General features: G+C 43.9%; 20 protein-coding genes. 15 read left to right on the forward strand and 5 right to left on the reverse strand.

The window, feature by feature from the left end:
- Positions 1 to 107: 107 nt before the first annotated feature.
- From degS to L2747_RS19510, 3 genes are all read right to left on the reverse strand, one after another.
- Positions 108 to 1190, reverse strand: a complete 1083-nt coding sequence (gene degS, locus L2747_RS19500; RefSeq protein WP_249000650.1) for an outer membrane-stress sensor serine endopeptidase DegS — start codon at positions 1188 to 1190, stop codon at positions 108 to 110.
- A 145-nt stretch (positions 1191 to 1335) separates the two neighbouring features.
- A complete protein-coding gene (locus tag L2747_RS19505; RefSeq protein WP_249000651.1) occupies positions 1336 to 2691 on the reverse strand; it encodes a DegQ family serine endoprotease in 1356 nt (451 codons plus the stop codon).
- Between the two features lie 170 nt (positions 2692 to 2861).
- Entirely contained in the window at positions 2862 to 3218 is a 357-nt protein-coding gene (locus L2747_RS19510; RefSeq protein WP_249000652.1) for a ZapG family protein, read from the reverse strand.
- Between the two features lie 291 nt (positions 3219 to 3509).
- On the opposite strand from L2747_RS19510, the gene zapE reads away from it, so the two are divergent.
- The 8 genes from zapE to L2747_RS19555 all read left to right on the forward strand — a co-directional run bounded on the left by zapE (position 3510) and on the right by L2747_RS19555 (position 14443).
- Positions 3510 to 4619: a cell division protein ZapE gene (zapE, locus tag L2747_RS19515; protein ID WP_249000653.1), complete on the forward strand. Its 1110-nt coding sequence runs from the start codon at positions 3510 to 3512 to the stop codon at positions 4617 to 4619.
- A 365-nt stretch (positions 4620 to 4984) separates the two neighbouring features.
- A complete protein-coding gene (rplM, locus tag L2747_RS19520; protein ID WP_249000654.1) occupies positions 4985 to 5416 on the forward strand; it encodes a 50S ribosomal protein L13 in 432 nt (143 codons plus the stop codon).
- Positions 5417 to 5430: 14 nt separating this feature from the next.
- Positions 5431 to 5823 (forward strand): 30S ribosomal protein S9, encoded by a 393-nt coding sequence (rpsI, locus tag L2747_RS19525; RefSeq protein WP_249000655.1) that lies wholly within the window; start codon positions 5431 to 5433, stop codon positions 5821 to 5823.
- A 909-nt stretch (positions 5824 to 6732) separates the two neighbouring features.
- A complete protein-coding gene (locus tag L2747_RS19535; RefSeq protein WP_249000656.1) occupies positions 6733 to 8028 on the forward strand; it encodes an adenylosuccinate synthase in 1296 nt (431 codons plus the stop codon).
- A 183-nt stretch (positions 8029 to 8211) separates the two neighbouring features.
- Positions 8212 to 8835 (forward strand): tetratricopeptide repeat protein, encoded by a 624-nt coding sequence (locus L2747_RS19540; RefSeq protein ID WP_249000657.1) that lies wholly within the window; start codon positions 8212 to 8214, stop codon positions 8833 to 8835.
- A gap of 40 nt (positions 8836 to 8875) precedes the next feature.
- The gene (gene rnr / locus L2747_RS19545; RefSeq protein ID WP_249000658.1) at positions 8876 to 11368 is read left to right on the forward strand and encodes a ribonuclease R; all 2493 of its coding nucleotides are present in this window, start codon (positions 8876 to 8878) and stop codon (positions 11366 to 11368) included.
- The gene (gene rlmB, locus L2747_RS19550) at positions 11369 to 12109 is read left to right on the forward strand and encodes a 23S rRNA (guanosine(2251)-2'-O)-methyltransferase RlmB (RefSeq protein ID WP_249000659.1); all 741 of its coding nucleotides are present in this window, start codon (positions 11369 to 11371) and stop codon (positions 12107 to 12109) included.
- 246 nt (positions 12110 to 12355) lie between these two features.
- Positions 12356 to 14443 (forward strand): prolyl oligopeptidase family serine peptidase, encoded by a 2088-nt coding sequence (locus L2747_RS19555; protein ID WP_249000660.1) that lies wholly within the window; start codon positions 12356 to 12358, stop codon positions 14441 to 14443.
- 81 nt (positions 14444 to 14524) lie between these two features.
- Here L2747_RS19555 and L2747_RS19560 read toward each other — a convergent pair whose 3' ends face one another.
- Positions 14525 to 15268, reverse strand: coding sequence for a DUF481 domain-containing protein (locus L2747_RS19560; protein ID WP_249000661.1), 744 nt, complete (start codon positions 15266 to 15268; stop codon positions 14525 to 14527).
- A gap of 322 nt (positions 15269 to 15590) precedes the next feature.
- On the opposite strand from L2747_RS19560, the gene rpsF reads away from it, so the two are divergent.
- From rpsF to rplI, 4 genes are read left to right on the forward strand one after another with little or no spacing between them, the layout of a single operon-like run.
- Complete coding sequence (gene rpsF / locus L2747_RS19565; protein WP_220765217.1) at positions 15591 to 16004, forward strand: 30S ribosomal protein S6; 414 nt, start codon at positions 15591 to 15593, stop codon at positions 16002 to 16004.
- A gap of 6 nt (positions 16005 to 16010) precedes the next feature.
- Positions 16011 to 16316: a primosomal replication protein N gene (gene priB / locus L2747_RS19570; protein WP_220765216.1), complete on the forward strand. Its 306-nt coding sequence runs from the start codon at positions 16011 to 16013 to the stop codon at positions 16314 to 16316.
- A gap of 11 nt (positions 16317 to 16327) precedes the next feature.
- Positions 16328 to 16555, forward strand: coding sequence for a 30S ribosomal protein S18 (gene rpsR / locus L2747_RS19575; protein WP_005497284.1), 228 nt, complete (start codon positions 16328 to 16330; stop codon positions 16553 to 16555).
- 27 nt (positions 16556 to 16582) lie between these two features.
- Positions 16583 to 17035 (forward strand): 50S ribosomal protein L9, encoded by a 453-nt coding sequence (rplI, locus tag L2747_RS19580; protein WP_220779031.1) that lies wholly within the window; start codon positions 16583 to 16585, stop codon positions 17033 to 17035.
- Between the two features lie 227 nt (positions 17036 to 17262).
- Here rplI and L2747_RS19585 read toward each other — a convergent pair whose 3' ends face one another.
- Complete coding sequence (locus L2747_RS19585; RefSeq protein WP_249000662.1) at positions 17263 to 19482, reverse strand: S46 family peptidase; 2220 nt, start codon at positions 19480 to 19482, stop codon at positions 17263 to 17265.
- A gap of 123 nt (positions 19483 to 19605) precedes the next feature.
- Here L2747_RS19585 and dnaB point away from each other — a divergent pair, with 123 nt between their 5' ends.
- The 3 genes from dnaB (at position 19606) to L2747_RS19600 (ending at position 23554) form a co-directional block, all read left to right on the forward strand.
- Complete coding sequence (dnaB, locus tag L2747_RS19590) at positions 19606 to 21012, forward strand: replicative DNA helicase (protein ID WP_220765214.1); 1407 nt, start codon at positions 19606 to 19608, stop codon at positions 21010 to 21012.
- Positions 21013 to 21106: 94 nt separating this feature from the next.
- Positions 21107 to 22183: an alanine racemase gene (gene alr / locus L2747_RS19595; protein ID WP_249000663.1), complete on the forward strand. Its 1077-nt coding sequence runs from the start codon at positions 21107 to 21109 to the stop codon at positions 22181 to 22183.
- Positions 22184 to 22294: 111 nt separating this feature from the next.
- On the forward strand, positions 22295 to 23554 hold the full coding sequence (locus L2747_RS19600) for a BamA/TamA family outer membrane protein (RefSeq protein WP_249000664.1): 1260 nt from the start codon (positions 22295 to 22297) through the stop codon (positions 23552 to 23554).
- Positions 23555 to 23609: the final 55 nt, after the last annotated feature.

Here is a 23609-nt window from a genome sequence, read left to right on the forward strand (position 1 = left end):
ACCTAGAACCTAGAACCTAGAACCTAGAACCTAGAACCTAGAACCTAGAACCTAGAACCTAGAACCTAGAACCTAGAACCTAGAACCTAGAACCTAGAACCTAGAACCTAATTATAATGAATTGGTTTCTCGCCAATAATGACAGGAACCTCATATACCTTACCCTCTCGGATAATGGTCATCATTATCTTCTTACCTGGTGTGGTTTCTGCAATTCTATCCATTAGCATTTCAACACCCGGGATAGCTTCACCTTCATATTTAGTGATGACATCGCGAGGTTGTAGTTTGGCTTTTGCAGCTGGTCCTGTTGGGTCTATTTCTGTAATCACAACGCCAGTAAGCCCAGGTAGGTTTAAAATCTGCGCCATGACCGGGCCTACGGCTTCACCGCTAATGCCTAATGCACCACGGATCACCCGACCATTTTTAATTAACTTCCCCATAATACTATGAGCTAGTTTTATTGGGATGGCGAAGTTAATGCCGTGTCCACCACCTTCGCCGCCAATCTGGAAAGCTGCAGTGTTGATGCCAATTAGTTGGCCAGTAGTGTCAATGAGTGCGCCACCAGAGTTACCAGCGTTAATCGCTGCATCAGTTTGCAAGAAATCTAAATAACCAGAACTTAAGCCGTTACGACCGGTTGCACTGATAATGCCTTGAGTAATGGTTTGCCCAAGATTATATGGGTTACCAATGGCAAGTACCACGTCGCCCACTCGTGCAGGTATGTCTAAACTGACTGGCACGACAGGAAGGTTATCGCCTTCAACTTTAAGTACAGCTAAATCGGTTTCGGGATCAGAGCCCACGACTTCTGAAGTAAACTTGCGTCCATCCTGCAGTGCGACAACAATTTCATCAGCTCTCTTGATAACATGATAGTTAGTCAGGATATAGCCTTCCGAGCTCATGATGACACCAGAGCCTAAGCCTTGTAGAGAGCCTGGGTTCAGAGGTTTTGATTGGTCGATGCTTAGGCTGTAAATATTAACAACAGCAGGCGCAGCGCGACGTACTGCATTGGAAAAAGACAGTTCGTTGCTATTTGAAGATACGCGGCTAGTAATACCGTTTGTTAAACTTTGGCCGGTAATCAGCGGCAAAATAAAAATAATAACTGCAGCCATGATAAGGCCAAAAATAACGGCTTTACCGACATAAATAAGAGTGTCTTTAATGATCATGTCTGAGAATAAATGCTGAAAAGGTGAATTATATTAACATGTTTGTATTGGCTTGTACTCAGTAGCCCATGCTAAAGCGGTTTAAATACTAAAAAGACAGCCGAGCAAAATGCTCGGCTGACTATAGCTCGCTTATCCTTATTGGCTATCTAAGAATAAGGTAAAGGTTTGTACTATCGCGTTTAATTTTTAATGCCACTGTGCCTTTTTGATCTTCAAGCGCCGATTTTAACGCTTTGAGGCTGTTAACTTTAGTGCGGTTAACACCAACAATGACATCCCCTTTTATAAGGCCGCTAGCTGCTGCAGGAGAGCCTTGAGCAACATCGGTAATTTCTACGCCTGATGAGCCACTAGTTTCAAGTTTTGCACCTTGTAACATTGGGTGCACTGCACCCGCTGCGGCTTCGGCTGACTGTGTTGATTCGCCTAAAGTCGCGGTTACGGTTTCTTCATCACCATCACGGATCAAGCCAAACTCAACTTCTGAACCTGCCCCCATAGTGGCAACTTTTGCTCGTAGCTCTTGGAAGCTCTTAATTTTTCTCCCATTTACGCTAACAATAATATCGCCGACTTTGATACCTGCTTTATCCGCTGCGCTGTCTGGCATCACTTCATTAATAAAGCCACCGTGTTGGGTTTCAATACCAAAACCTTTAGCCAGCTCACTGGTTAGGTCTTGGCCCATAACACCAAGTACACCGCGGCGGACTTCACCATGTTCAATAATTTGCTCAACTAGGTTGTTAACCATATTGGCAGGGATAGCGAAACCAATACCAACGTTACCACCGCCTGGTGCGACGATAGCCGTATTAATACCAATGAGTTCACCGTTTAAATTAACTAAAGCGCCACCTGAGTTACCACTATTAATCGCAGCGTCAGTCTGGATAAAGTTCTCTAACATCTCGATGCCTAGACCACTGCGGCCCATTGCACTGACGATGCCGGAAGTAACCGTTTGGCCAAGACCAAATGGGTTACCAATTGCTACGGCAAAATCGCCTACCTGCAATGCATCAGAGTCCGCTCGCTTCAACGCGGTAAGGTTTTTTGCTTGAATTTGTAATAGGGCAATATCGGACTCGGCATCAGCGCCGATTAACTTGGCTTCAACTTCACGTCCGTCATGTAAGCCGATAAGTATTTCATCTGCCCCTTCGATTACGTGATTATTGGTAACGATATAACCTTGTTTAGCGTCAATAATTACGCCTGAACCTAAACCTCTAAACGGGCGTTCTTGTACTTGTTCACGTGGTGCATTAGGTCCAAAAAAGTAACGAAATGCGTCAGGGACTTTTTGTTTAGAAACATGAGTACCGGAAACAGCTACTGCCACAACCGCTGGCGTGGTCTTTTGTAGCATAGGAGCAAGGCTTGGAAGTTCTTGTCCATCAACGGCTAACGGGATGGCTGCTTGTGAAACAACCGGTGCTAGTGTAAGAGTTGCGCCAAGGACTGCAGCGGAAAGTAAGGACAATTTCATTTTCATTTAAATATTACTCCAATTCTTCAAAATTTATTTGAATGGCCTTGAATACAAATGTTGCGCTAGACACTCGTATATATAAAAAGGCTGTTTCATTCATTATTGATTCGGACTCAAGTAACTATCAAAAAGTTCATCAATCATTAACAAAGGTTAATTTCTTCTAAGCGTATTTAAGCTGCTATAGATTCTTTTTTTTCATTAATATCGGCAACCTTGTTTGCCTTCTCTACAGATTGTGTCGCGAGTTCCGGCAATTTCTTCTCTGTTGTCGGAGAGGTAAATAGCGGCGCTGCAGTATTCCACTGTTGATTAACACGGTTTAGCTGGGCAGATAGTTCGGCAAGCTGCTTGTATTGGTCATCGAAGTGATCTGACACTTCTTGTTTATATTGACTCATCTCAAGTTGAGTTTGTTCTAGCTGCTCATTGTTACTTTTATTATTGGTGTTTTTAGCTAATAAAGTATGGCTGACATAGCCAAATACGCCACCAATTACAAACGCTGCAAGGGTTAATGCCCACTCCATATAGACTCCTAGATATACTTATATGATGCTGAATTAAGCCAAATATACATCGCGGATTTCCAGCGTGGTACTGTTTACTTAAAAATATGTCAGCAATTAGCTTAAATTGAGCTGATCTGTATTTATCCCCAGCAAGTATTGGATAATTTATGTATATGAGCGGTTGATGCATTGTGGCTTTCTAGCATGATAGTATTTACATATTGCTTAAAAATAAGACTTCAAACGGCTTTATCTTTCATTATAAGTGGGCTGATTTGTGTATTCCCCTAAAAATAGAGAAGTATTTCAGTGTCGCAATTAACCCCATGGCAGCATTATCAGCAAGACTTAACTAGAGATGACTTTTCACATGATGCGGCGCAAGAGCAAGCCGTAAAGCAGTTGCAGCGAGTTTATGATGATTTGCTTGCTTTAAATTCTCAGTCTGCAAAAAGTGGTGGTCTATTTTCATTTTTTAGCAAAAAACACCAGCCAGCAATACAAGGCTTATATTTGTGGGGCGGAGTTGGTCGTGGCAAAACTTATCTGATGGATACGTTTTTCGACGCACTACCTAGTGATAAAAAGCTGCGGGCCCACTTTCATCGCTTTATGCATCAACTACATATTGATCTTGCCCAGCTGCAAGGGCAAAGAGACCCGCTAATCATCATCGCTAAAAAAATGGCGGCGCAATACCAAGTGATCTGTTTTGATGAGTTTTTTGTCTCTGACATCACAGACGCCATGTTGCTCGGTACCTTATTTGAGTCGCTGTTTGCTGAAGGTGTGGCACTGGTCGCAACATCTAACATTATTCCAGATGAGTTATACCGTAATGGCTTGCAGCGTGCGCGCTTCTTGCCAGCGATTGCGGCTATTAATAAGCATTGCGATATATTGAATGTCGACTCTGGTGTAGATTATCGCTTGAGAACATTAGAGCAAGCAGAGATCTTTCATTCGCCACTGGATGCCATAGCTGAGCAAAACCTTAAAGAGTACTTTGTGAAATTAGCACCAGAATCTGAAGTTTCAACTAATGGGCTAGAGATCGACGGTAGAGTTATAGATATACGTCAGCAAGCCCAAGGTGTGTTACTTATCGACTTTAGAGCCTTATGTGATGGTCCTCGTAGTCAGCGCGACTATATGGAGGTCGCACGGCTATATCACACTGTATTATTGAGTAATGTTGAGCAGATGGGAGAGCACTTAACTGGTGATGATATCGCGCGACGTTTTCTTGCTATGGTGGATGAGTTTTATGAGCGTAACGTTAAACTTATTATTTCATCTGCTGTGTCGCTAGAAGATATCTATACCCAAGGTTTGTTGAGCTTTGAGTTTAGGCGCTGTCGTTCACGCTTAACAGAAATGCAATCGCATGATTATTTAGCTTTAGAGCATATCCCTTAGCTTTTCTGGTTAAAAATAATAGAAAACTGCCGCAGAATCGCTTATTGTTCGCGACCGAAATTTTCTATAGCGACAGTAAAGTCTCTTTATTAGTGGGATCTTTAACCTGTTTGCTGAGTATTTTTTGAAATGAGCGCACTCTTTGGGACGGAATAAATTAAAACTGATAAGAATTAAACTAAAATTTTAGGTGATTTTTAACTCAGCTTTGTCTATAATCCGCAACCTGCCCTCGTTATCCACCAATTAGGTGGAAGTTGTAAAGCTTATTCTTTGCTCGAAGGGGCGGGGAATGGCACTTTTTGTGTTTTTGCCAATAGTGGCATAAGCATGTGAGACAGAATTTTAACATTGGGTTTTTGTAAATGAAGACTACTTTTACTGCTACACCAGAAACAGTCACTCGTGATTGGTTCGTCGTTGACGCCGAAGGTAAAACTTTGGGTCGTATCTCTACTGAAATCGCTTCTCGCCTACGTGGTAAGCATAAGCCAGAGTATACGCCTCATGTAGATACAGGTGACTACATCATCGTTATTAACGCTGATAAAGTTGCTGTGACTGGTAACAAAGCTAAAGGCAAAGTTTACTACTCACACTCAGGTTTCATCGGTGGCATTAAGCAGATCAGTTTTGAGAAGCTACAAGCTCATAAGCCTGAAATGATCATCGAAAAGGCTGTTAAGGGTATGCTACCAAAAGGTCCATTGGGCCGTGCCATGTTCCGTAAACTTAAAGTTTACGCTGGTACAGAGCATAACCACGCTGCACAACAACCTCAAGTACTTGATATCTAAACGGGATTATAGCAATGGCTGCAACTCAATACTACGGCACTGGCCGTCGCAAAACATCTACTGCTCGCGTATTCGCTAAAGCAGGTACTGGTAACATCATCGTTAACAAGCTACCTCTAGACGAATACTTCGGTCGTGAAACTTCTCGTATGGTTGTTCGTCAACCACTTGAGCTAGTTGAAATGACTGAGAAGTTAGACATCATGGTAACTGTAAAGGGTGGTGGTAACACTGGCCAAGCAGGTGCAATCCGTCACGGTATTACCCGTGCGTTGATGGAACTTGACGAGTCTCTACGTCCTTCTCTACGTGCTGCTGGTTTCGTTACCCGTGATGCTCGTAAAGTTGAGCGTAAGAAAGTTGGTCTACGTAAAGCACGTCGTAAGCCACAGTTCTCTAAGCGTTAATTTTCGCTTTCAGAATTCAAAAAGCCCAGCTATATGCTGGGCTTTTTATTGTCTGTAATAAAGTAAACTGCTTATATAAAAGCTTTCTAAGGGCTTTAACGAGGTTTAGCTGTTACTGAGAGGAATTATTGAGTCAGATATCTGTAAAAGGTTTTATACGGCTTAGTAAGAAGGTAGAAGCCTCTAAGGTCAGTTAACTAAATGCTCCGTGATATCTAATCTTGCGTTATGGTCAATATCGCTCCTGCATTATTTTACCTTTGAACACTATGTTAGTGATGTTACTCCAATATTCAAACCTAGTAGGGTTGGGCATTAATGGAATTCACCACGCTTGATCTTTAAGTGTCGTGGGAATGTCATATGTATATCGGGAGGAGTATGCTCATTTTGTTTTTGCAACGAGTGAAGGGCTCATTGAACTCATGAGCAAGTGATAAAGCTCGCTATCGTGGGCCGTTATCCCTGTTTATTCCAGTGTTAAGCCAGTTTAATGGCAATAACTCATTCCTCTTGAATTTGATTACCCAAAAGTACTCTTAGTGAACCCATCGTTGCTATTAAATTTAGAAATTAATGCTGTATTTTTAAACTGCTTATTTGTGTTTATCGGGTTTTATCGACTAGATTGTTCACACTAAGGAACACAATGTTATGTCTTTTAAGTTAATCATGTCGGAGTTAGCTATAAAGCGGATTTTTGAAAGAATTGGTCCACTTTTGTTTATAAATCGTTGGTGAACCTATTTGAAAGAAATTTCCAATCAAAATCAGCAGCTTTTGCAAATTAAAGGTGGTTCTTTAGTCGCTGTTGGGACAATGTTGTTGATTATTTTTTCATAAATTACTTGCCTACCGCCCCCATAGATCTGCTAAAATCCCGTTTTAACCACTACCGTGCAGCAAATAATGGGCAAAAACGTTGTAGTTCTCGGCACCCAATGGGGTGACGAAGGAAAGGGTAAGATAGTCGATCTTCTTACCGAACAGGCTAAATATGTCGTTCGTTACCAAGGTGGCCACAATGCGGGTCATACTCTAGTAATCGATGGTGACAAAACAGTTCTTCATCTTATTCCGTCAGGGATCTTACGCGATAATGTAAAGTGCATTATTGGTAACGGCGTGGTGCTAGCACCTGACGCTCTGTTGACTGAAATTAAAATGCTTAAAGAGCGTGGCGTACCTGTAGAGGAACGTTTATTAATTTCTGAAGCATGTCCTCTGATCTTACCATTCCATTGTGCTCTTGATATGGCTCGCGAAAAAGCGCGTGGCAATAATGCAATTGGCACAACTGGTCGTGGTATTGGTCCAGCATACGAAGATAAAGTTTCTCGTCGCGGTTTACGTGTAGGCGATCTGTTTGATGCAGAATTGTTTGCGACTAAGCTGAAAGAAGTTATGGCTTACCACAACTTCATGCTGACTGAATACTACAAGTGCGAAGCAGTTGATTACGAAGAGACATTGAAAGATGCTCTAGCAATCGCTGATTACTTGAAGAGCATGTGTACTGACGTATCTGAGCTACTTGATCAGGCACGTAAAGCTGGTGAACCAATTCTATTTGAAGGTGCTCAAGGCACGTTACTAGATATTGACCACGGTACTTATCCTTTCGTAACCTCTTCTAATACTACTGCCGGTGGTGTTGCAACAGGTTCTGGATTTGGTCCACGTCATCTCGATTACGTTTTGGGTATCATGAAGGCTTACACCACACGTGTTGGTGCGGGTCCATTCCCAACGGAATTGAAAAACGAAATCGGTGATTACTTAGGAACTAAGGGTCACGAGTTCGGTGCAACGACTGGTCGTAAGCGTCGTCCAGGTTGGTTAGATATCGTTGCTATGAAGCGTGCGGTTCAAATTAACAGCGTAAGCGGTTTCTGTTTGACTAAACTAGACGTTCTTGACGGCCTAGAAGAAGTTAAGATTTGTGTTGGCTACCAGTATCCAGATGGAACTGTTGCAACAACTACACCGCTAGCGGCTGAAGGTTATGAGCAGGTTACTCCTGTTCTTGAAACTATGCCTGGTTGGAGTGAATCAACTTTCGGTGCGACTTCTGTAGAGCAATTGCCACAAGCTGCAATGAACTACATTAAGCGTCTAGAAGAGTTGTTAGAAACACCAATCGATATTATCTCAACGGGTCCGGATAGAAACGAGACCATGATTCTGGTGAATCCGTTTAGTTAATAATAAGAGGCCGCAATTAGCGGCCTTTTTATTGCCTTCTTTGTGAGTGACAACATAGCTCGAGCAGTACTCAAGAAATACGGTATACTGCCGATGACATAAAGTAGAGTATATTCAAGTAATCTTTTAAGATTGCATGATTAAACAATATTTGATTCACCCTATTTGTCATTGAGAACCTATATGCTGCGTTATGTATTGATTACTATTCTTTCTATATTATCTCTACCAAGTTTTGCTATGCCTAAAGCTGTTGATGTCTATACTCAGGAGCAGTTGGTTGAATTAATTCGTAGTAAACGTTATTTAACTCAAGTGAAAGGCGACGATTGTCAGATAGTACAGGATATTGAAGCAAGGGCTGAGGTGCTAAAGCAGCCTTTGTATCAGTATCTTTGGGCGGAAATGCTCAATTATGGCATCTGCGTTAAGGCGAATCCGCCGCGTGGGATCGCTATGTTAAAAACCTCTGCAGAGCAGGGGAGTGCTGAAGCCATGGTTAGAATGGCTGAGTATTACCACGATGGTAAGTTTGTCATCGAAGATAAACAACGCGCTGTGCAATATACATTGCCAGCTGCCGCGACAGGTGATTTACCTGCTCGCATGATGTTGGTTCGGTTATTTGGTGAGGGCTATGGTAGTCCTCGAGATTACGAAGTGGGTTTTCATTGGCTATACAATGAAGTGTTTAGCGATGAAGCCACACAAGCCGAAGCAATTAATTTGTTAAAGGTGTTAGAGGCAAAGATGCCGCCCAGCGCAGTTGCTAGGGCAAAGAAAGAGCACCTTAGAACGCCACAATAAGCATGGCTAGAAGAGGCTATGTCAATAATTTGGAAAATGAATGATACAAGATCCGCATATTAAGCGTGAGCAAGAAAAGTACGAAAACCCTATCCCAAGTCGCGAGTATATTTTAGATTACTTGCGCTCACAAAAGTCACCATTAACGCGTGAACATATTGCTACAGCCTTAAAAATTGAAGGTGAAGAGCAGCTAGAAGCTATTCGTCGTCGCCTACGCGCCATGGAGCGAGATGGTGAGCTAGTCTTTACTCGTGGTCAATCTTATGGCTTGCCAGAAAGAATGGACTTGTTAACCGGTACCGTTATAGGGCACCGAGACGGCTTTGGCTTCCTGAAATTAGAAGAGGGCGGCGACGACCTCTACATCAATAACCGTGACATGTTGATGTATTTTCATGGTGATAAAGTATTAGCACAAAAAGCAGGCGTTGACCGTAAAGGCCGCCGTGAAGCACGTATCGTACGTTTAGTTGAAGAGCGCAGTGCTGCTTTAGTTGGTCGCTTTCACCTAGATGCAGGCATGGGCTTTGTGATTGCCGATGACCGCCGTATTACTCAAGAGATCCTTGTCCCAGAAGAAGATCGCAAAGGCGCACGTCAGGGCGATATCGTAGTGCTTGAGCTAACTCGTCGACCAGGCCGTTATGTAAAGGCTGCCGGTAAAGTGACTGAAGTGCTTGGTAAAGAGATGGCACCAGGTATGGAGATTGAAATTGCGCTGCGCAATTACGATCTGCCGCACACCTGGTCTGGTCTAATTGAGAAGAAGCTACGTAAAATTCCAGACGAAGTAACTGAAGCTGATAAAGAAGGTCGCGTTGACTTACGTAATTTGCCATTAGTCACCATTGATGGTGAAGATGCGCGCGATTTCGATGACGCCGTTTATGCTGAAAAGAAAAAGTCTGGTGGCTGGCGTTTATGGGTCGCGATTGCTGATGTGAGTCATTACGTACGCACAGAGTCTGCGCTTGATAAAGAAGCGCGCGCTCGTGGTAACTCAGTGTACTTCCCATCGCAAGTTATCCCTATGCTGCCAGAGAAGATCTCTAATGGTCTGTGCTCGTTAATGCCTAAGGTTGATCGCTTATGCATGGTAGCTGAAATGACTATTTCAGCCGTTGGTAAGTTATCGGGTTACAAGTTCTACCCTGCAGTGATGCATTCACATGCACGTTTAACCTATACCCAAGTGGCTGACATGCTAGAAGGTGGAGAGGTGAGCGAAGAGCTCAAGCCTATTTATCCTCATCTAGAGACATTGCAGTCGCTTTACCTGACATTAGAAGAGACTCGCGCCGAGCGTGGCGCGATTGCGTTTGAAACGACTGAAACGCAATTTATCTTCAATGAGCAGCGTAAGATCGACAAGATTGTGCCGCGTAACCGTAATCAGGCACACAAGATCATTGAAGAATGTATGATTTTAGCTAACGTTGCGTCAGCTAAATTCGTTAAAAAGCACAAAGGTGAAGTGTTATACCGTGTGCATGAGTCGCCTTCAGAGCAAAAGCTCACTAACTTTAAGGATTTCCTTAAAGAACGCGGCTTAACGATGGAAGGCGGCCTGGAGCCAGAGCCGAAAGATTACCAAGCGGTAATGGAGCAAATTGCTGATAGGCCAGATGCCGAGCTAATTCAGGTGATGTTGCTGCGCTCTATGCGCCAAGCAACTTATACGCCGGATAATGAAGGTCACTTTGGTTTGGCATTAGAAGAGTATTCGCACTTCACATCGCCAATTCGTCGTTATCCTGATCTGATTTTGCATCGCGTCATTCGTTACTTACTTGCTAAGCAAGAAAATACAGCATTAACGGATCAATGGACTGCAGATGGCGGTTTCAATTATAAGATTGAAGAGCTAGATCTGCTTGGCGAAGAGTGTTCGACCACTGAGCGCCGTGCAGATGAAGCAACTCGTGATGTAAACGACTGGCTAAAATGTGAGTTTATGCAAGACCATGTGGGTGACACCTTTGAAGCCGTTATTGCTTCAGTAACTCACTTTGGTATGTTTGTACGCCTAAATGACCTGTTTATTGATGGTCTAGTGCATATCTCGAGTTTAGGCAGCGATTATTACCAATATGATAATATGCGCCAGCGTTTAGTCGGTGAGGCATCTGGGCAGGTTTATCAAATTGGCGATACAGTTACTGTTAAAGTTGCTGGCGTAAATCTAGATGATCGTCAAATTGACCTGATGATGGAAGGTGACTCTGCAGGTGGTAAGCGCCGCAGACCAACTAAGCCAATGACTGCCCGTGAGCGTGTCAACCGCGAAGGTGCCAAGCTTGGTAATCGACGTGAAGCTTCAAGAGGCAAAGGCGCTGAAGCAGGTTCTGAAGAATCTAAATCAACGGATAAACGTAAGCCTAGCAAGAGTCGTTCTGGCGGTAAGTCGAGCGGCGGTAAATATAAGAGCGGCAGCAGTGCTGCAGCTAAAAAGACCAAGACAAAAGCTTCGGCCAAAAAATCTTCAGCAAGTAAAGCTAAGTCAGCCAAGCGTAAAGCGAGTAAGAAATAGATGAAAAAGCAAGATATGACCTTTGGACTACACGCTATTGAAGCGGTGCTTAAAAACAGCCCTGAGCGTGTGATTGAGATGTGGGTACTTCAAGGTCGCGATGACGCCAGACTGACTCCTATCCTTGCAATGGCTGCTGAGTGGGGCGTGTCAGTGCAGTATGCTTCACGTAAAGCATTGGATGAAAAGTCTGATGGCGGTCAACACCAAGGTGTGGTTGCCAAAGTAAAGCCTGCTAAAATTCTTAGCGATAATGAATTATCGGCGATGCTAGAAAAGACTGAAGTGCCTTTCTTGCTTATCCTTGATGGCGTGACAGATCCGCATAACCTAGGCGCGTGCCTACGTAATGCTGACGCAGCTGGTGTACATGGCGTTATCGTACCAAAAGATAATTCTGTTGGCTTAACGCCAGTAGTGAGCAAAGTAGCATGTGGCGCAGCAGAAGTCGTGCCACTATATCAAGTGACTAACCTTGCTCGTACTATGCGTAGCTTACAAGAAAAAGGCATTTGGATTATTGGTGCAGCCGGTGAAGCAGATTGTGAGTTATACCAAGCGAGCTTAACAGGCCCGCTAGCTATCGCTATGGGAGCTGAAGGCAAAGGTCTGCGCCGTTTGTCACGTGAAAGCTGTGACACCTTAGTGTCTATTCCAATGGCGGGTAGCGTTTCTAGCTTAAACGTATCGGTAGCGACAGGCGTTTGTTTGTTTGAAGCTGTGCGTCAACGCTTAGCCTAATACCTGTTGGTGTAATAACTACGCTAGGCTCTGCGCCAAGTAATAAAACAAATGCCGATAAGATAAATCCTTATCGGCATTTTTGTATCTGTTATTTGAGCGTCCATCATTGACGTTTCAATGGCTTTGAAAGCCTAAAGGAAACCCTTTGTTACAGCATTAAAGCCGCTAGTCGTTATCTCTTATTCAATTTTTTATCTAAATGCAGTAATTTAGGCTCACAAATTCTAATAACAGGATGTTTACATGCGTAATCCACTTTTATCTTTGTGTGTTCTGGGCGCGATGACTGCCGCGCCGGTTTGCGCAGAAGAGGATAACTACCTTTGGCTAGAAGATGTCGAAGGGGCAAAGCAGATGGAATGGGTTAAACAGCAAAACGCTATTTCAGCTAAAGAGATCAAAGCCTATGAAGGGTTTGATGGTTTGGTTAGTAATAGTTTATCGATCCTTAACGACAAAGAGCGCATTCCCTACGCCAGTCGCATTGGTGATTATCTGTATAACTTTTGGAAAGATGAAACTCATGTTCGCGGGATCTATCGCCGCACAACCATGGAAGAGTACCAGAAGGCTTCTCCTAAGTGGCAAACCGTACTCGATATCGACAAACTGGGTAAAGACGAAGGCGTAAACTGGGTTTATAAAGGCTTTAACTGTCGCTACCCAGAAAATGACCGCTGCTTTGTATCACTCTCTCGTGGCGGGGCTGATGCCACTGAAACTCGTGAGTTTGATTTAGATTCACTCACTTTTGTTGAGGAGCAAAGTCAGCCGTTTTTCTTACCGGAAGCAAAATCAAATCTAAGCTGGATCGATAAAAACAATGTCTTTGTTGGCACTGATTTTGGTGACAATAGCATGACGGATTCTGGCTATCCGAAAATTGTAAAACAGTGGCAGCGTGGTACGCCTTTATCGAGCGCTAAAACTGTGTTTAGCGGTGATCAGAGCTCAGTTGCTGTATCTGGCTATGTATTATTTGATGGTGATAACTCGCTTGAAATCGTTACCGAGTCATTAACGTTTTATACCGCGGATCATTACGTATATCGTGATGGCAAACTGATACAGCTACCTTTGCCAAAAGATGCAGAGTTAAAGGGCTACTTTAATGGTCAACTATATGTCGAGTTAAAAAGCGACTTAGCGCAAGGCGCTAAGCAGTTTAAGCAAGGCAGTATCATTTATACGCCGATTGAGCAATTGATTGCACAACAGCCAACATTTACCACTTTAGTTGAGCCATCGGCCACAGCGTCTATTTCACAAGTGAGCTTTACTAAAAGCGCTATTTTAGTGACTTGGTTAGACAATGTTAAAGGTAAGCTTGTACGTTATACCCAAGCGAAAGATGGCCAATGGAAAAGTATGCAAGCACCGTTTGATGCTAATGGCACCATAAGCGTATTTGATGTTGAACGTGACAGCGATGAGTTCTTTGTTAATTTCACCAGCTTCTTGGAGCCTTCAAGCTTATACAGCTTTAATGCTGTGACCATGAAGGCTGAAAAAGTGAAAGGCATGAAGCAGCAGTTTGCTGCTGATAAGTTTGAAACTAAGCAGTACTTTGCAACCTCTAAAGATGGCACTAAAGTGCCTTATTTTGTGGTGATGGCAAAAGATCTAAAGCGTGACGGTACTAGCCCTACTTTGCTTTATGGTTATGGTGGCTTTGAGGTTTCGCTACGTCCTTATTACTCGGCAACCATAGGGAAAAACTGGTTAGAGCAAGGCGGGGTGTATGTTTTGGCTAATATCCGTGGTGGTGGCGAATATGGCCCAGCTTGGCATCAGGCAGCATTGAAGCAAAATCGTCACAAGGCTTATGAAGATTTTGAAGCTATCGCAGAAGACTTAATTGCTAAAAAAATCACCTCAAGTGAGCATTTGGGCATTCAAGGTGGCAGTAACGGTGGCCTGTTAATGGGCGCTGCATTTACGCGTCGACCTGAACTTTACAACGCAGTTGTTTGCCAAGTGCCTTTGCTAGATATGAAGCGTTATAGCAAGTTACTCGCGGGGGCAAGCTGGATGGGGGAATATGGTGATCCAGACGTGCCTGCCCAGTGGGACTATATTAAGACGTTTTCGCCGTACCATAATCTAAAAGCTAATACTCAGTATCCAAAAGTTTTCTTTACCACTTCAACCCGTGATGACCGTGTACATCCGGCTCATGCGCGTAAAATGGTAGCGAAGATGGAAGGCATGGGAATAGATGTTCTGTATTACGAAAACATCGAAGGCGGACATGCTGGCGCAGCAGATAACAATCAAGCTGCAGAGTTAGGCTCAATGGTTTATGCCTACTTGATGCAGAAATTGAAGTAGTCACTTAAATATTTAAAACTTATCCCAGGACGGGACAAGGCGATAACTAAAAAGCCTGCAATTGTTGCAGGCTTTTTTGTTTTATTGAAAGGTGTACAGCAAGTTGAAGGTGGTGATGGTATCGGTCTGCTTAGAGCCTTCAGGGACGATTTCGGTATATTTCACGTTGACGCCAATTTTAAATGCCCAATCTTGGAATAGGGTGTTTTTATAGCTCATATCTAAGGTCAAGGTATTGTTATCCTCACCTGTTTCAGCGGTTAAATCGGCATTAAGGCTAGTATACTCTTGTAACTTCATCTCAAATTTTGCCGCAGTACGTAGGATGACATCTTTGTTAGCTTCAGGGATGGGTTCATCGTCTGTCGCTATTGGCAGGTTATAACGATAACCGGGACCGATTTCTAAACTTAGTTTAGTTTTTGATGTGCTAACAGCATCGAAACCATAACCGCCAGAGACCGTAGATATGCGGGTATAACTACCAAATTGATCCCAGGTGAAATCGCCACGGCCAAAAAAGTAGCCACCGTTTATTTTGTAGTTTGACTGTAGTTGTAAGTCATACTTTTCTGCAGTTGTTTTCTCATCATCAGCGGCAAAGTAGGCTTTGATAGTGCCTTCTTGACGTGTCTCATTAGTATCGTAAACCAGCTTAGTGCGGCCATTAAAGCTACTTGATTCTGTATTACCTGTATTGAGCTGAAATCCCGCTTCAATTTCAGCGGTAAGATCACTAGGTGGCTCTTGATAATCAGGCGGCACTAGAGCGAAAGCGGCCTGTGGGAACAATAGCGCAAATACAACAGTGAATTTTCTTAGCATTATTCTTATTCTTGGTGTCGTTTCGATTCAAATATCGTCATTTAATCTTTGCCACATAATACCTAGAATCAGCCTGTGCGCAACCTAGATAAGCCTAGCTTTTGTGCTTCTAATCTATGAGTTTTAGGAACTTAATCCTGTTTAATTAGGGAGTTGCCCCTTAAGAATTGAACTATAAAAACAAGGGATAAGTTATTACTTGAAATATTTCGTTAGTTTATGTACTATTCCGCGGCTTAATTCAGTCACTTTAATTAGTTCCTTGCCTCTATTAGGTCTGACTGAGCCAACAACGAGGCTAGATAACCGTAAGGAGCAAAAAATGCGTCATTATGAAATCGTATTTTTAGTTCACCCTGATCAGAGTGAACAAGTGCCAGGTATGATCGAACGTTACACGGGTATTCTTACCCAAGCTGGCGGTCAAATCCACCGTTTAGAAGACTGGGGCCGTCGTCAATTGGCTTACCCAATCATCGAATTGCATAAAGCTCACTATGTTCTATTGAACGTAGAGACTACTGCAGAAGCGGTTGAAGAACTTGAAACAGCTTTCCGTTTCAACGACGCTGTTTTGCGTAGCATGGTTATGCGTACTAAAGCTGCCATCACTGAAGCATCTCCAATGGCTAAAGCTAAAGACGAGCGCGACACACGTCGTTCATCTGAAGAGCGTGCACCACGTGCAGAAGCTGCTGAAGAAGTAGAAGAAAGCGCTGAAAACAACGCTGAGTAAGTTTTTTTGACCACGAACAATTTGGTATTAGCAGGAACCATTACGCGTTCTAGGCAGTTTGATAGCCCCGCAGGTATTGCCCATACGGTAATCATGTTGGAACACAAATCGCAGCGTTATGAAGCAGAAATGCTCCGCAACGTTTATTGTCAAATCCAAGTTGTATTAAGTGGTGAACGCTTTAATAGCGTTGCAAAAAACTTAACAGCCGGCGTTGAAATACAGGTCGAAGGCTTCATTAATCTGCAACAGAGCAGAAATGGTCAAAATCGTCTGGTTTTACACGCTGAAAATGTCGAATTGAAAACTTAGGAGACTGTCACATGGCACGTTATTTCCGTCGTCGCAAGTTCTGCCGTTTCACTGCAGAAGGCGTTACCGAGATCGATTACAAAGATATCGTAACTTTGAAGAACTACATCACTGAAAGTGGTAAAATTGTTCCTAGTCGTATCACTGGTACAAATGCTAAATATCAACGTCAACTAGCTCGCGCTATCAAGCGTGCTCGTTATCTTTCTCTACTGCCGTACACTGATTTACATCAGTAATACTGCATTAATTCTGAGGAATATATAATGAACGTTATTTTACTTGATAAAATCGCTAACCTAGGCAACTTGGGTGACCAAGTTTCTGTAAAAGCTGGTTACGCTCGTAACTTCCTTTTACCACAAGGTAAAGCTGTTGTTGCTAATGCTGCTAACACTGAAGTTTTTGAAGCACGTCGTGCTGATCTAGAAGCTAAGTTAGCTGCTGACCTAGCTGCTGCTACTCAACGCGCTGAGAAAATCTCTGCACTTGAGTCTGTTGTTATCGCTTCTAAAGCTGGTGACGAAGGCAAGCTATTCGGTTCAATTGGTAACCGTGATATCGCTGATGCAGTTACAGCTGCTGGTGTTGAACTAGCTAAGAGCGAAGTTCGTCTTCCACTAGGTGCTATCCGCACTACTGGTGAATTCGAAGTTGAAGTTCAAGTTCACACTGAAGTTAAAGCAATCGTTAAAGTTTCTGTAGTTGCAGAAGCTTAATAATTTGCGCTAAGCAAATGCTTTAATTTGAAACGCCGTATTAATTTATTAATACGGCGTTTTTTTATGCCTGTAATTTACGGCTTTAATCACAGTCACTATCTTGGCTACTGCCGTCACTTTGGGTTTGCAGCTGATAACGATATAACGCTCTGCAGTGTTAACGGCTACCGCAGCGTCGAATCTTGTTGGGTATGTAAAGCCTTTTTGTAAACGATAGATTTGAATTAGTTGTTCACTAAATCCAACTCTTCAATGAGGTTTTGCGCGTTATCAACTTCATCCATCATCCATAGGATGTAACGAATATCCACGTGCACGGCACGGGTGATAGTTGGATTGAAGAACCAGTCTTTAGTAATGGCTTCGTACGTCGAGTCGAAGTTTAAGCCAACCAGTTCGCCTTTACCGTTAAATACTGGTGAACCTGAGTTACCGCCTGTGGTATCAACACTTGATAGGAAGTTAACTGGTACAGAGCCAAACTCTTCAGGCTTATCTAAGCAAGAGAACAAGCGGCATAACCAAGATGCAGGGTCTTGATATACGCTTTCAACGGCATGTGTGCCATAACGCTTAGCTTCAATGGCTGCTAAGAGCTTCGCAGGGGCGTTAAATGGCTCAACACCTGTGTGCTTAGCGGTAATGCCTTCTAAGCGCGTAAAAGGCTGCTTATAAAGCGCATCTGCAGATTGATAACCATCGACCATACCGTAGGTGATACGCAGTGTACCGTTTGCGTCTGGATATACCGGCCAGCCATTAGCTTTGTTATAGGCGATTATCGCTTTCATGTAGTCTGGGCGCGCTTTAGAAAGCTTACCTGCTAGTGTCTTAGCGTCTTTCTCTGCCTGCATATTTTGTGGGTAAAGGGCGACGGCAAGACGGATGAAAGGATCGGCGCTGGTTTCAAATGCGTTAGCGTCAACATCCATCCAGGCTAAACGCTTTTGTTTATCCGTTAGCGAGCTAAGCGCATATAGTGCATCAAGTTTTTCGCCTAGGCTGACTTCGCTATCGCCTTCATTAAGCATGGCATCAAGCTGAGCCACACGGTTATCTTGAGCGAGATAAGCCTCTAAATCTTGCATCCATAGGGTTTTATCAACGCTAATGGCAAAGCTTGAGTCTAAACGCTTAAGGCGAGCCTTAAACATCTTCATGTCACGCTCTTGATAACCTTCTTCGCGCTCTGCATCTGGTTTTTGCTTTTCTTTGGCTAAGCGGTAAAGCTTATTTGCCGTTGCTAGCAATTCACTGCTTTGAGCATTTTCAAAGTAGTAGCGACCCTGGCGCTGCAGACGTTGCTCTACTAACAAGGTTTCAAGTTCATCAAATTGAGCTTGGAATGATTGATACTCGGCATCTTTTACTAGCCAAGCGAGGAAGTCATCTTCGCGGCTTTGTTTAATGCCAGTAATATCGGTGGCTTTAAAACCATCTAGCAAACCGTTGTATTTTTTCATGCGGTTTGCCATGCCCGCTAGCGTGCCAGCATATTTGATTTTAACGTCTTTATCGTTAGCGCTCATGGCTTCGATTGTATCGATACGTAGCTGGTAGCGTGTGGCAAGTGTTGGATATAACCAGTCACTAGCAAACTTAAGCTCACTGGTTAAACGGTAACGGCTAGTTGACCCAGGGTAACCAGCGACAAATACACCGTCACCTGCTTTAACCCCGTCGGCATTAACTTTTAAGTAGCTTTTAGGCACGTAAGGCACATTGTCTTCGGCATAAGCGGCAGGCTTGCCATCTTTACCAACATAGGCACGCAGGAAGGTAAAGTCAGCTGAGTGACGCGGGTATTCGTAGTTATCGATATCACCGCCAAATGCACCGGCACTTTCAGGTGGCGCGTATACTAAGCGTACATCGCGGATAATAAGCTGCTTGATAAGGTAATATTCAAGACCGTTATGGAAACTTCTTACTGAGCAGCGATAGTTATCATCGCTTTCACACTCTTTAATCAGCGCTTTGCGGTTAGCTTGAATGTTCTCATAACGCTTTAGCGGATCTTCACCGATATCTTTTTTAACTTGTTTTGATACATCGGTTACCGCTTCAGTAATATACAAGCGCTCATTTGGGCCTGCGGTTGGTTCTTTATCTTTAGTGGTTGCTAAAAAGCCATCTGCAAGATAGTTATGCTCTTTTTTACTGTTATATTGAATAGCACGGTAAGCGCAATGATGGTTTGTGACAACTAAGCCTTGGGGCGAAACAAAACTGGCGGTACAATAGCCCAGTCCAACTACTGCATTCATTGGGTAGCTGGTTAAGTCCGCTAATTGCTTAGCTGGAATATCGATACCACGTTCGCTGAGCTTATCGGCGATAGATGGCATTTGATAGGGTTGCCATTGTCCTTCATCGGCCAATGCTACGGCTGATGGCAGCATCCCTGTCGAAAGGGCAACGGCAGCAATCAATGCATTGCGCATGTTCTTTCCTTAATATTGTTATAGTTTATTTTTAGGTGCAGGTCGTTAGATGTTAAATGCCTGCTTTGCTTGACCCCAGTTTTATACCACATTTTGCTTAATCGTTGGAATTTTGGAGATTTAATGTCACAACAACGCGCCTTTAAGGGCAAAGAGAAACCAAGAGATCTTCAGATGGACGCGCTGAAGATGCCGCCGCATTCAATTGAAGCTGAGCAATCGGTTCTCGGTGGTTTGATGTTGGACTCTGATGCTTGGGATAGAGTGGCTGAAGCTGTCGTAAAAGAAGATTTCTATTCCCGTGCCCACGGCACCATTTTTACGGCAATGGAATCTTTGATCAGTGCGGGTCAACCAATCGACTTAATTACTGTATCTGAACAACTTGAGCTTGAAGATCAGCTTGAAGATGTCGGCGGCTTTGCTTATATCGGTGAAATCGCCAAAAACACCCCGAGCGCAGGTAACATCCACTCGTACGCAAATATTGTACGTGAGCGTGCGGTTGTTCGTGACATGATTAAAGTGGCTAACGAGATTGCCGATGCAGGTTTTAATCCGGAAGGACGTAACTCGAGCGAATTGCTTGATTTAGCCGAAACCAAAGTCTTTAAAATTGCTGAGCAGCGTGCCAATGCTAACGAAGGCCCTGAAGGCATTAAAGCGATTCTTGAAAAGACCGTCGATAAAATCGAAGAGCTATACAACAACCCGACCAGTGGTGTAACCGGTGTGTCGAGTGGTTTTGGCGACTTAGATAAAATGACCGCGGGTTTCCAGTCCGGTGACTTGATTATTGTAGCGGCGCGTCCATCTATGGGTAAAACCACCTTTGCGATGAACTTGTGTGAGCAAGCGGCACTGCACGAAGACAAACCAGTGCTTATTTTCAGCTTGGAGATGCCTTCAGAACAGATCATGATGCGTATGTTGGCCTCGCTTGGCCGCGTCGATCAAACCAAAATCCGTACTGGTCAGCTAGATGATGACGATTGGGCACGTGTATCATCAACTATGGGCATTATGCTTGAGCAAGGTAAGATGTACATTGATGATGGCTCAGGCTTAACCCCTACAGAAGTGCGAAGTCGAGCACGACGTATCGCTCGTGAATACGGTGGGCTATCGATGATCATGATCGATTACCTTCAGTTGATGCAGGTACCGGCACTTAAAGATAACCGTACTTTAGAGATCTCAGAGATTTCACGCTCACTTAAAGCCTTGGCGAAAGAGCTGGAAATCCCAGTTGTTGCACTATCACAGCTTAACCGCTCACTTGAGCAACGTGCTGATAAACGTCCGGTTAACTCGGATTTGCGTGAATCGGGCGCGATTGAGCAGGATGCCGATTTGATCATGTTTATTTATCGTGATGAAGTGTATAACAACGATTCTGAAGATAAAGGTACCGCTGAAATCATTATTGGTAAGCAACGTAACGGCCCAATTGGGCGTGTGCGCTTAACCTTCCAAGGCCAATTCTCGCGTTTTGATAACTATGCTGGTCCACAATTCGAAGAAGATTAATTGTTGTCCATGTTCACTTATTTTACACAGTGATTGAATACAATAGGGCCTCATAGAGGCTCTTATTTTTAGACTAGATAGAACAAGGTTACTTGTGAAACCATTCCCACGAGCAGAGATCAGTCGCCAAGCATTGAAGCATAATCTGGCTCGGCTGCATGAATTAGCCCCATCAAGTAAAGTGATGGCGGTGGTAAAAGCTAATGGCTATGGCCATGGCTTACTTAATGTCGCTCAATGTTTAGATAATGCCGATGGTTTTGGCTTAGCGCGTTTAGAAGAGGCGCTTGCGCTGCGCGTCGGTGGCGTTACTGCAAAACTACTTTTATTGGAAGGTTTCTTCCGCGCGGCAGATCTTGCAACGCTAGTTGAACACGATATCGAAACCGTAGTGCACCATGAGTCGCAAATCGAGATGCTGGAACAAGCAGAGCTTGATAAGCCAGTTAACGTGTGGATGAAAGTTGACTCAGGTATGCACCGCTTAGGATTTGTGCCAGATGAATTTCATGAGGTTTACCAGCGCCTAGTTGCGTGTAAAAACATTGCCAAGCCGATTAATCTGATGACCCACTTTGCTTGCGCTGATGAGCCAGACAATAACTACACCGCAACCCAATTAGCCACATTTGAACAATTAACCAAAGACTTACCTGGCGAGCGCACCTTAGCAAATTCCGCTGGCGCGTTGTTTTGGCAGCAAAGCCAAGCAAGTTGGATCCGCCCAGGTATTGCACTTTATGGCGTCTCACCAGTTGTTGGAGATCTTGGTACCAAGCATGGGCTCATTCCTGCAATGGAGTTAGTGTCGCAACTGATTGCAATACGCGAGCATAAAGCGGGTCAGCCTGTGGGCTATGGTAGTCACTGGGTAGCAGATAAAGATACTAAGTTGGGTGTGGTTGCCATTGGTTATGGTGATGGCTACCCACGTAACGCCCCTTTGGGGACGCCTGTGTTAATTAATGGCCGTTTAGCACCCATTGTTGGTCGTGTGTCGATGGATATGCTAACAGTCGATTTAGGTGACCACGCGCTTGATAATGTTGGTGATAAAGCCGTGCTTTGGGGGAAGGACCTTCCAGTAGAGGAGGTGGCAGAGCATATTGGTACTATCGCCTACGAGCTTGTGACTAAATTGACTCCACGAGTCGCAGTTTGCCTAGACTGAGCAAATAATCAAATTATGTGATGCTGCAAATTGAGGCAGGACGCCCGGTGCAGTAGAAGATGTCTTAAATTGAAAACAAATCCTTTAACTATACTTTTCGCTTTGGGCTTAATGTCTCCTTATGCGAGTGCTGCATCAGCAACTGAGAGCTTAGACGGTCAACCATCCGCTGAAGAGCAAGTTATCATTGAGTCTGTTGAATCTAGCGCTAACAAGCAGAAAAAAACCAACGATAACCAATTACCTGATTATGAATCTGAATTTGTTGCAGTGCCGTTTGCGTTTTCAACTGAAAGCCTAAGTACAGCTTTTGGCGCCGCCGGCGTACTAAAGCATGCCGGACAAATTCAGTCTTCTATTTTAGGGATCGGCGTTTACAGTACCAATGGTAGTTGGATTAGCTATTTAAGATTTAACGACTATAAAGTCCCAAGTATCGACCAATGGCTATTTTCAGCTGAAACCTACCAAGCTCGTTATAAAGAAGGCGTGTATTACGTACCGGGCCAAGCTGATGTGTATGGCGACACAGAGCGTGTTATCGCGTTAGGTGATGAGTCTTATACCAAGTTACATGCTAAGTATATTTTGCCTATTGGCCGTGGTAGCCAAGGTGCTGTGCGCAGTCTTGGCCGTGCGCGTGGCGAGATTAGCTGGAATCCACTTGAGTCTGGTGTAACCAGCGTTAAATTTAGCCCATTTACTCAAAGTCGTGAGTTGGAAGGGTACGAATACTTGCCTGAAGAGGCAAAAGGTCTTGCTGTAGAGCTTGATTGGGATAACCGAGATAACGGTAAAAACAGCACTCAAGGTGGACAAACCAACTTTAAAATGACCCGCGATTTTGGCAGCGGTTCACGCAATAGCTGGACTACCTGGGAATTTGAACAAAGTGCCTTTGTATCGATAGATTCTAACGATTGGTTCGGCCAGCAAATTATGGCGTTTAATTTTTACTTAGCAGATACCCCAACTTGGACTTCTGATTCAAACGGTGATGTTCATCGTCCACCCAGTTTTGCAGGTGTCAGTTTAGGTGGCTTCGAGCGTCTTCGCGGTTATACCAGCAAGCGTTTCACTGGGCGTTCAGCTGTGCTGTATAGCGCAGAGTATCGAGTTCAACCTAGATGGCAACCATTGCAAGAATGGCCGGTATTTAACTTATACGACATTCCTTGGTGGCAGTGGGTTGCGTTTGCAGAAGCCGGCCAAGTTAGCGACGAGTTTAGCGCAAGTGCGCTGCACGATGAACTTAAGTGGTCAGCAGGTATTGGTGCGCGCTTTGAAGTTGAAAGCATAGTTGTACGTGCTGAACTTGCCTTTAGTGAAGAGTCTAATCAGTTCTGGATCATGGTGAATCAACCATTTTAGTTCAAGCTTTAGTTAGGCTTTTTAAGTCGTAAAAAAAGGCACCTTTCGGTGCCTT

Source organism: Shewanella marinintestina (assembly GCF_023283845.1).
GTDB lineage: Bacteria > Pseudomonadota > Gammaproteobacteria > Enterobacterales > Shewanellaceae > Shewanella > Shewanella marinintestina.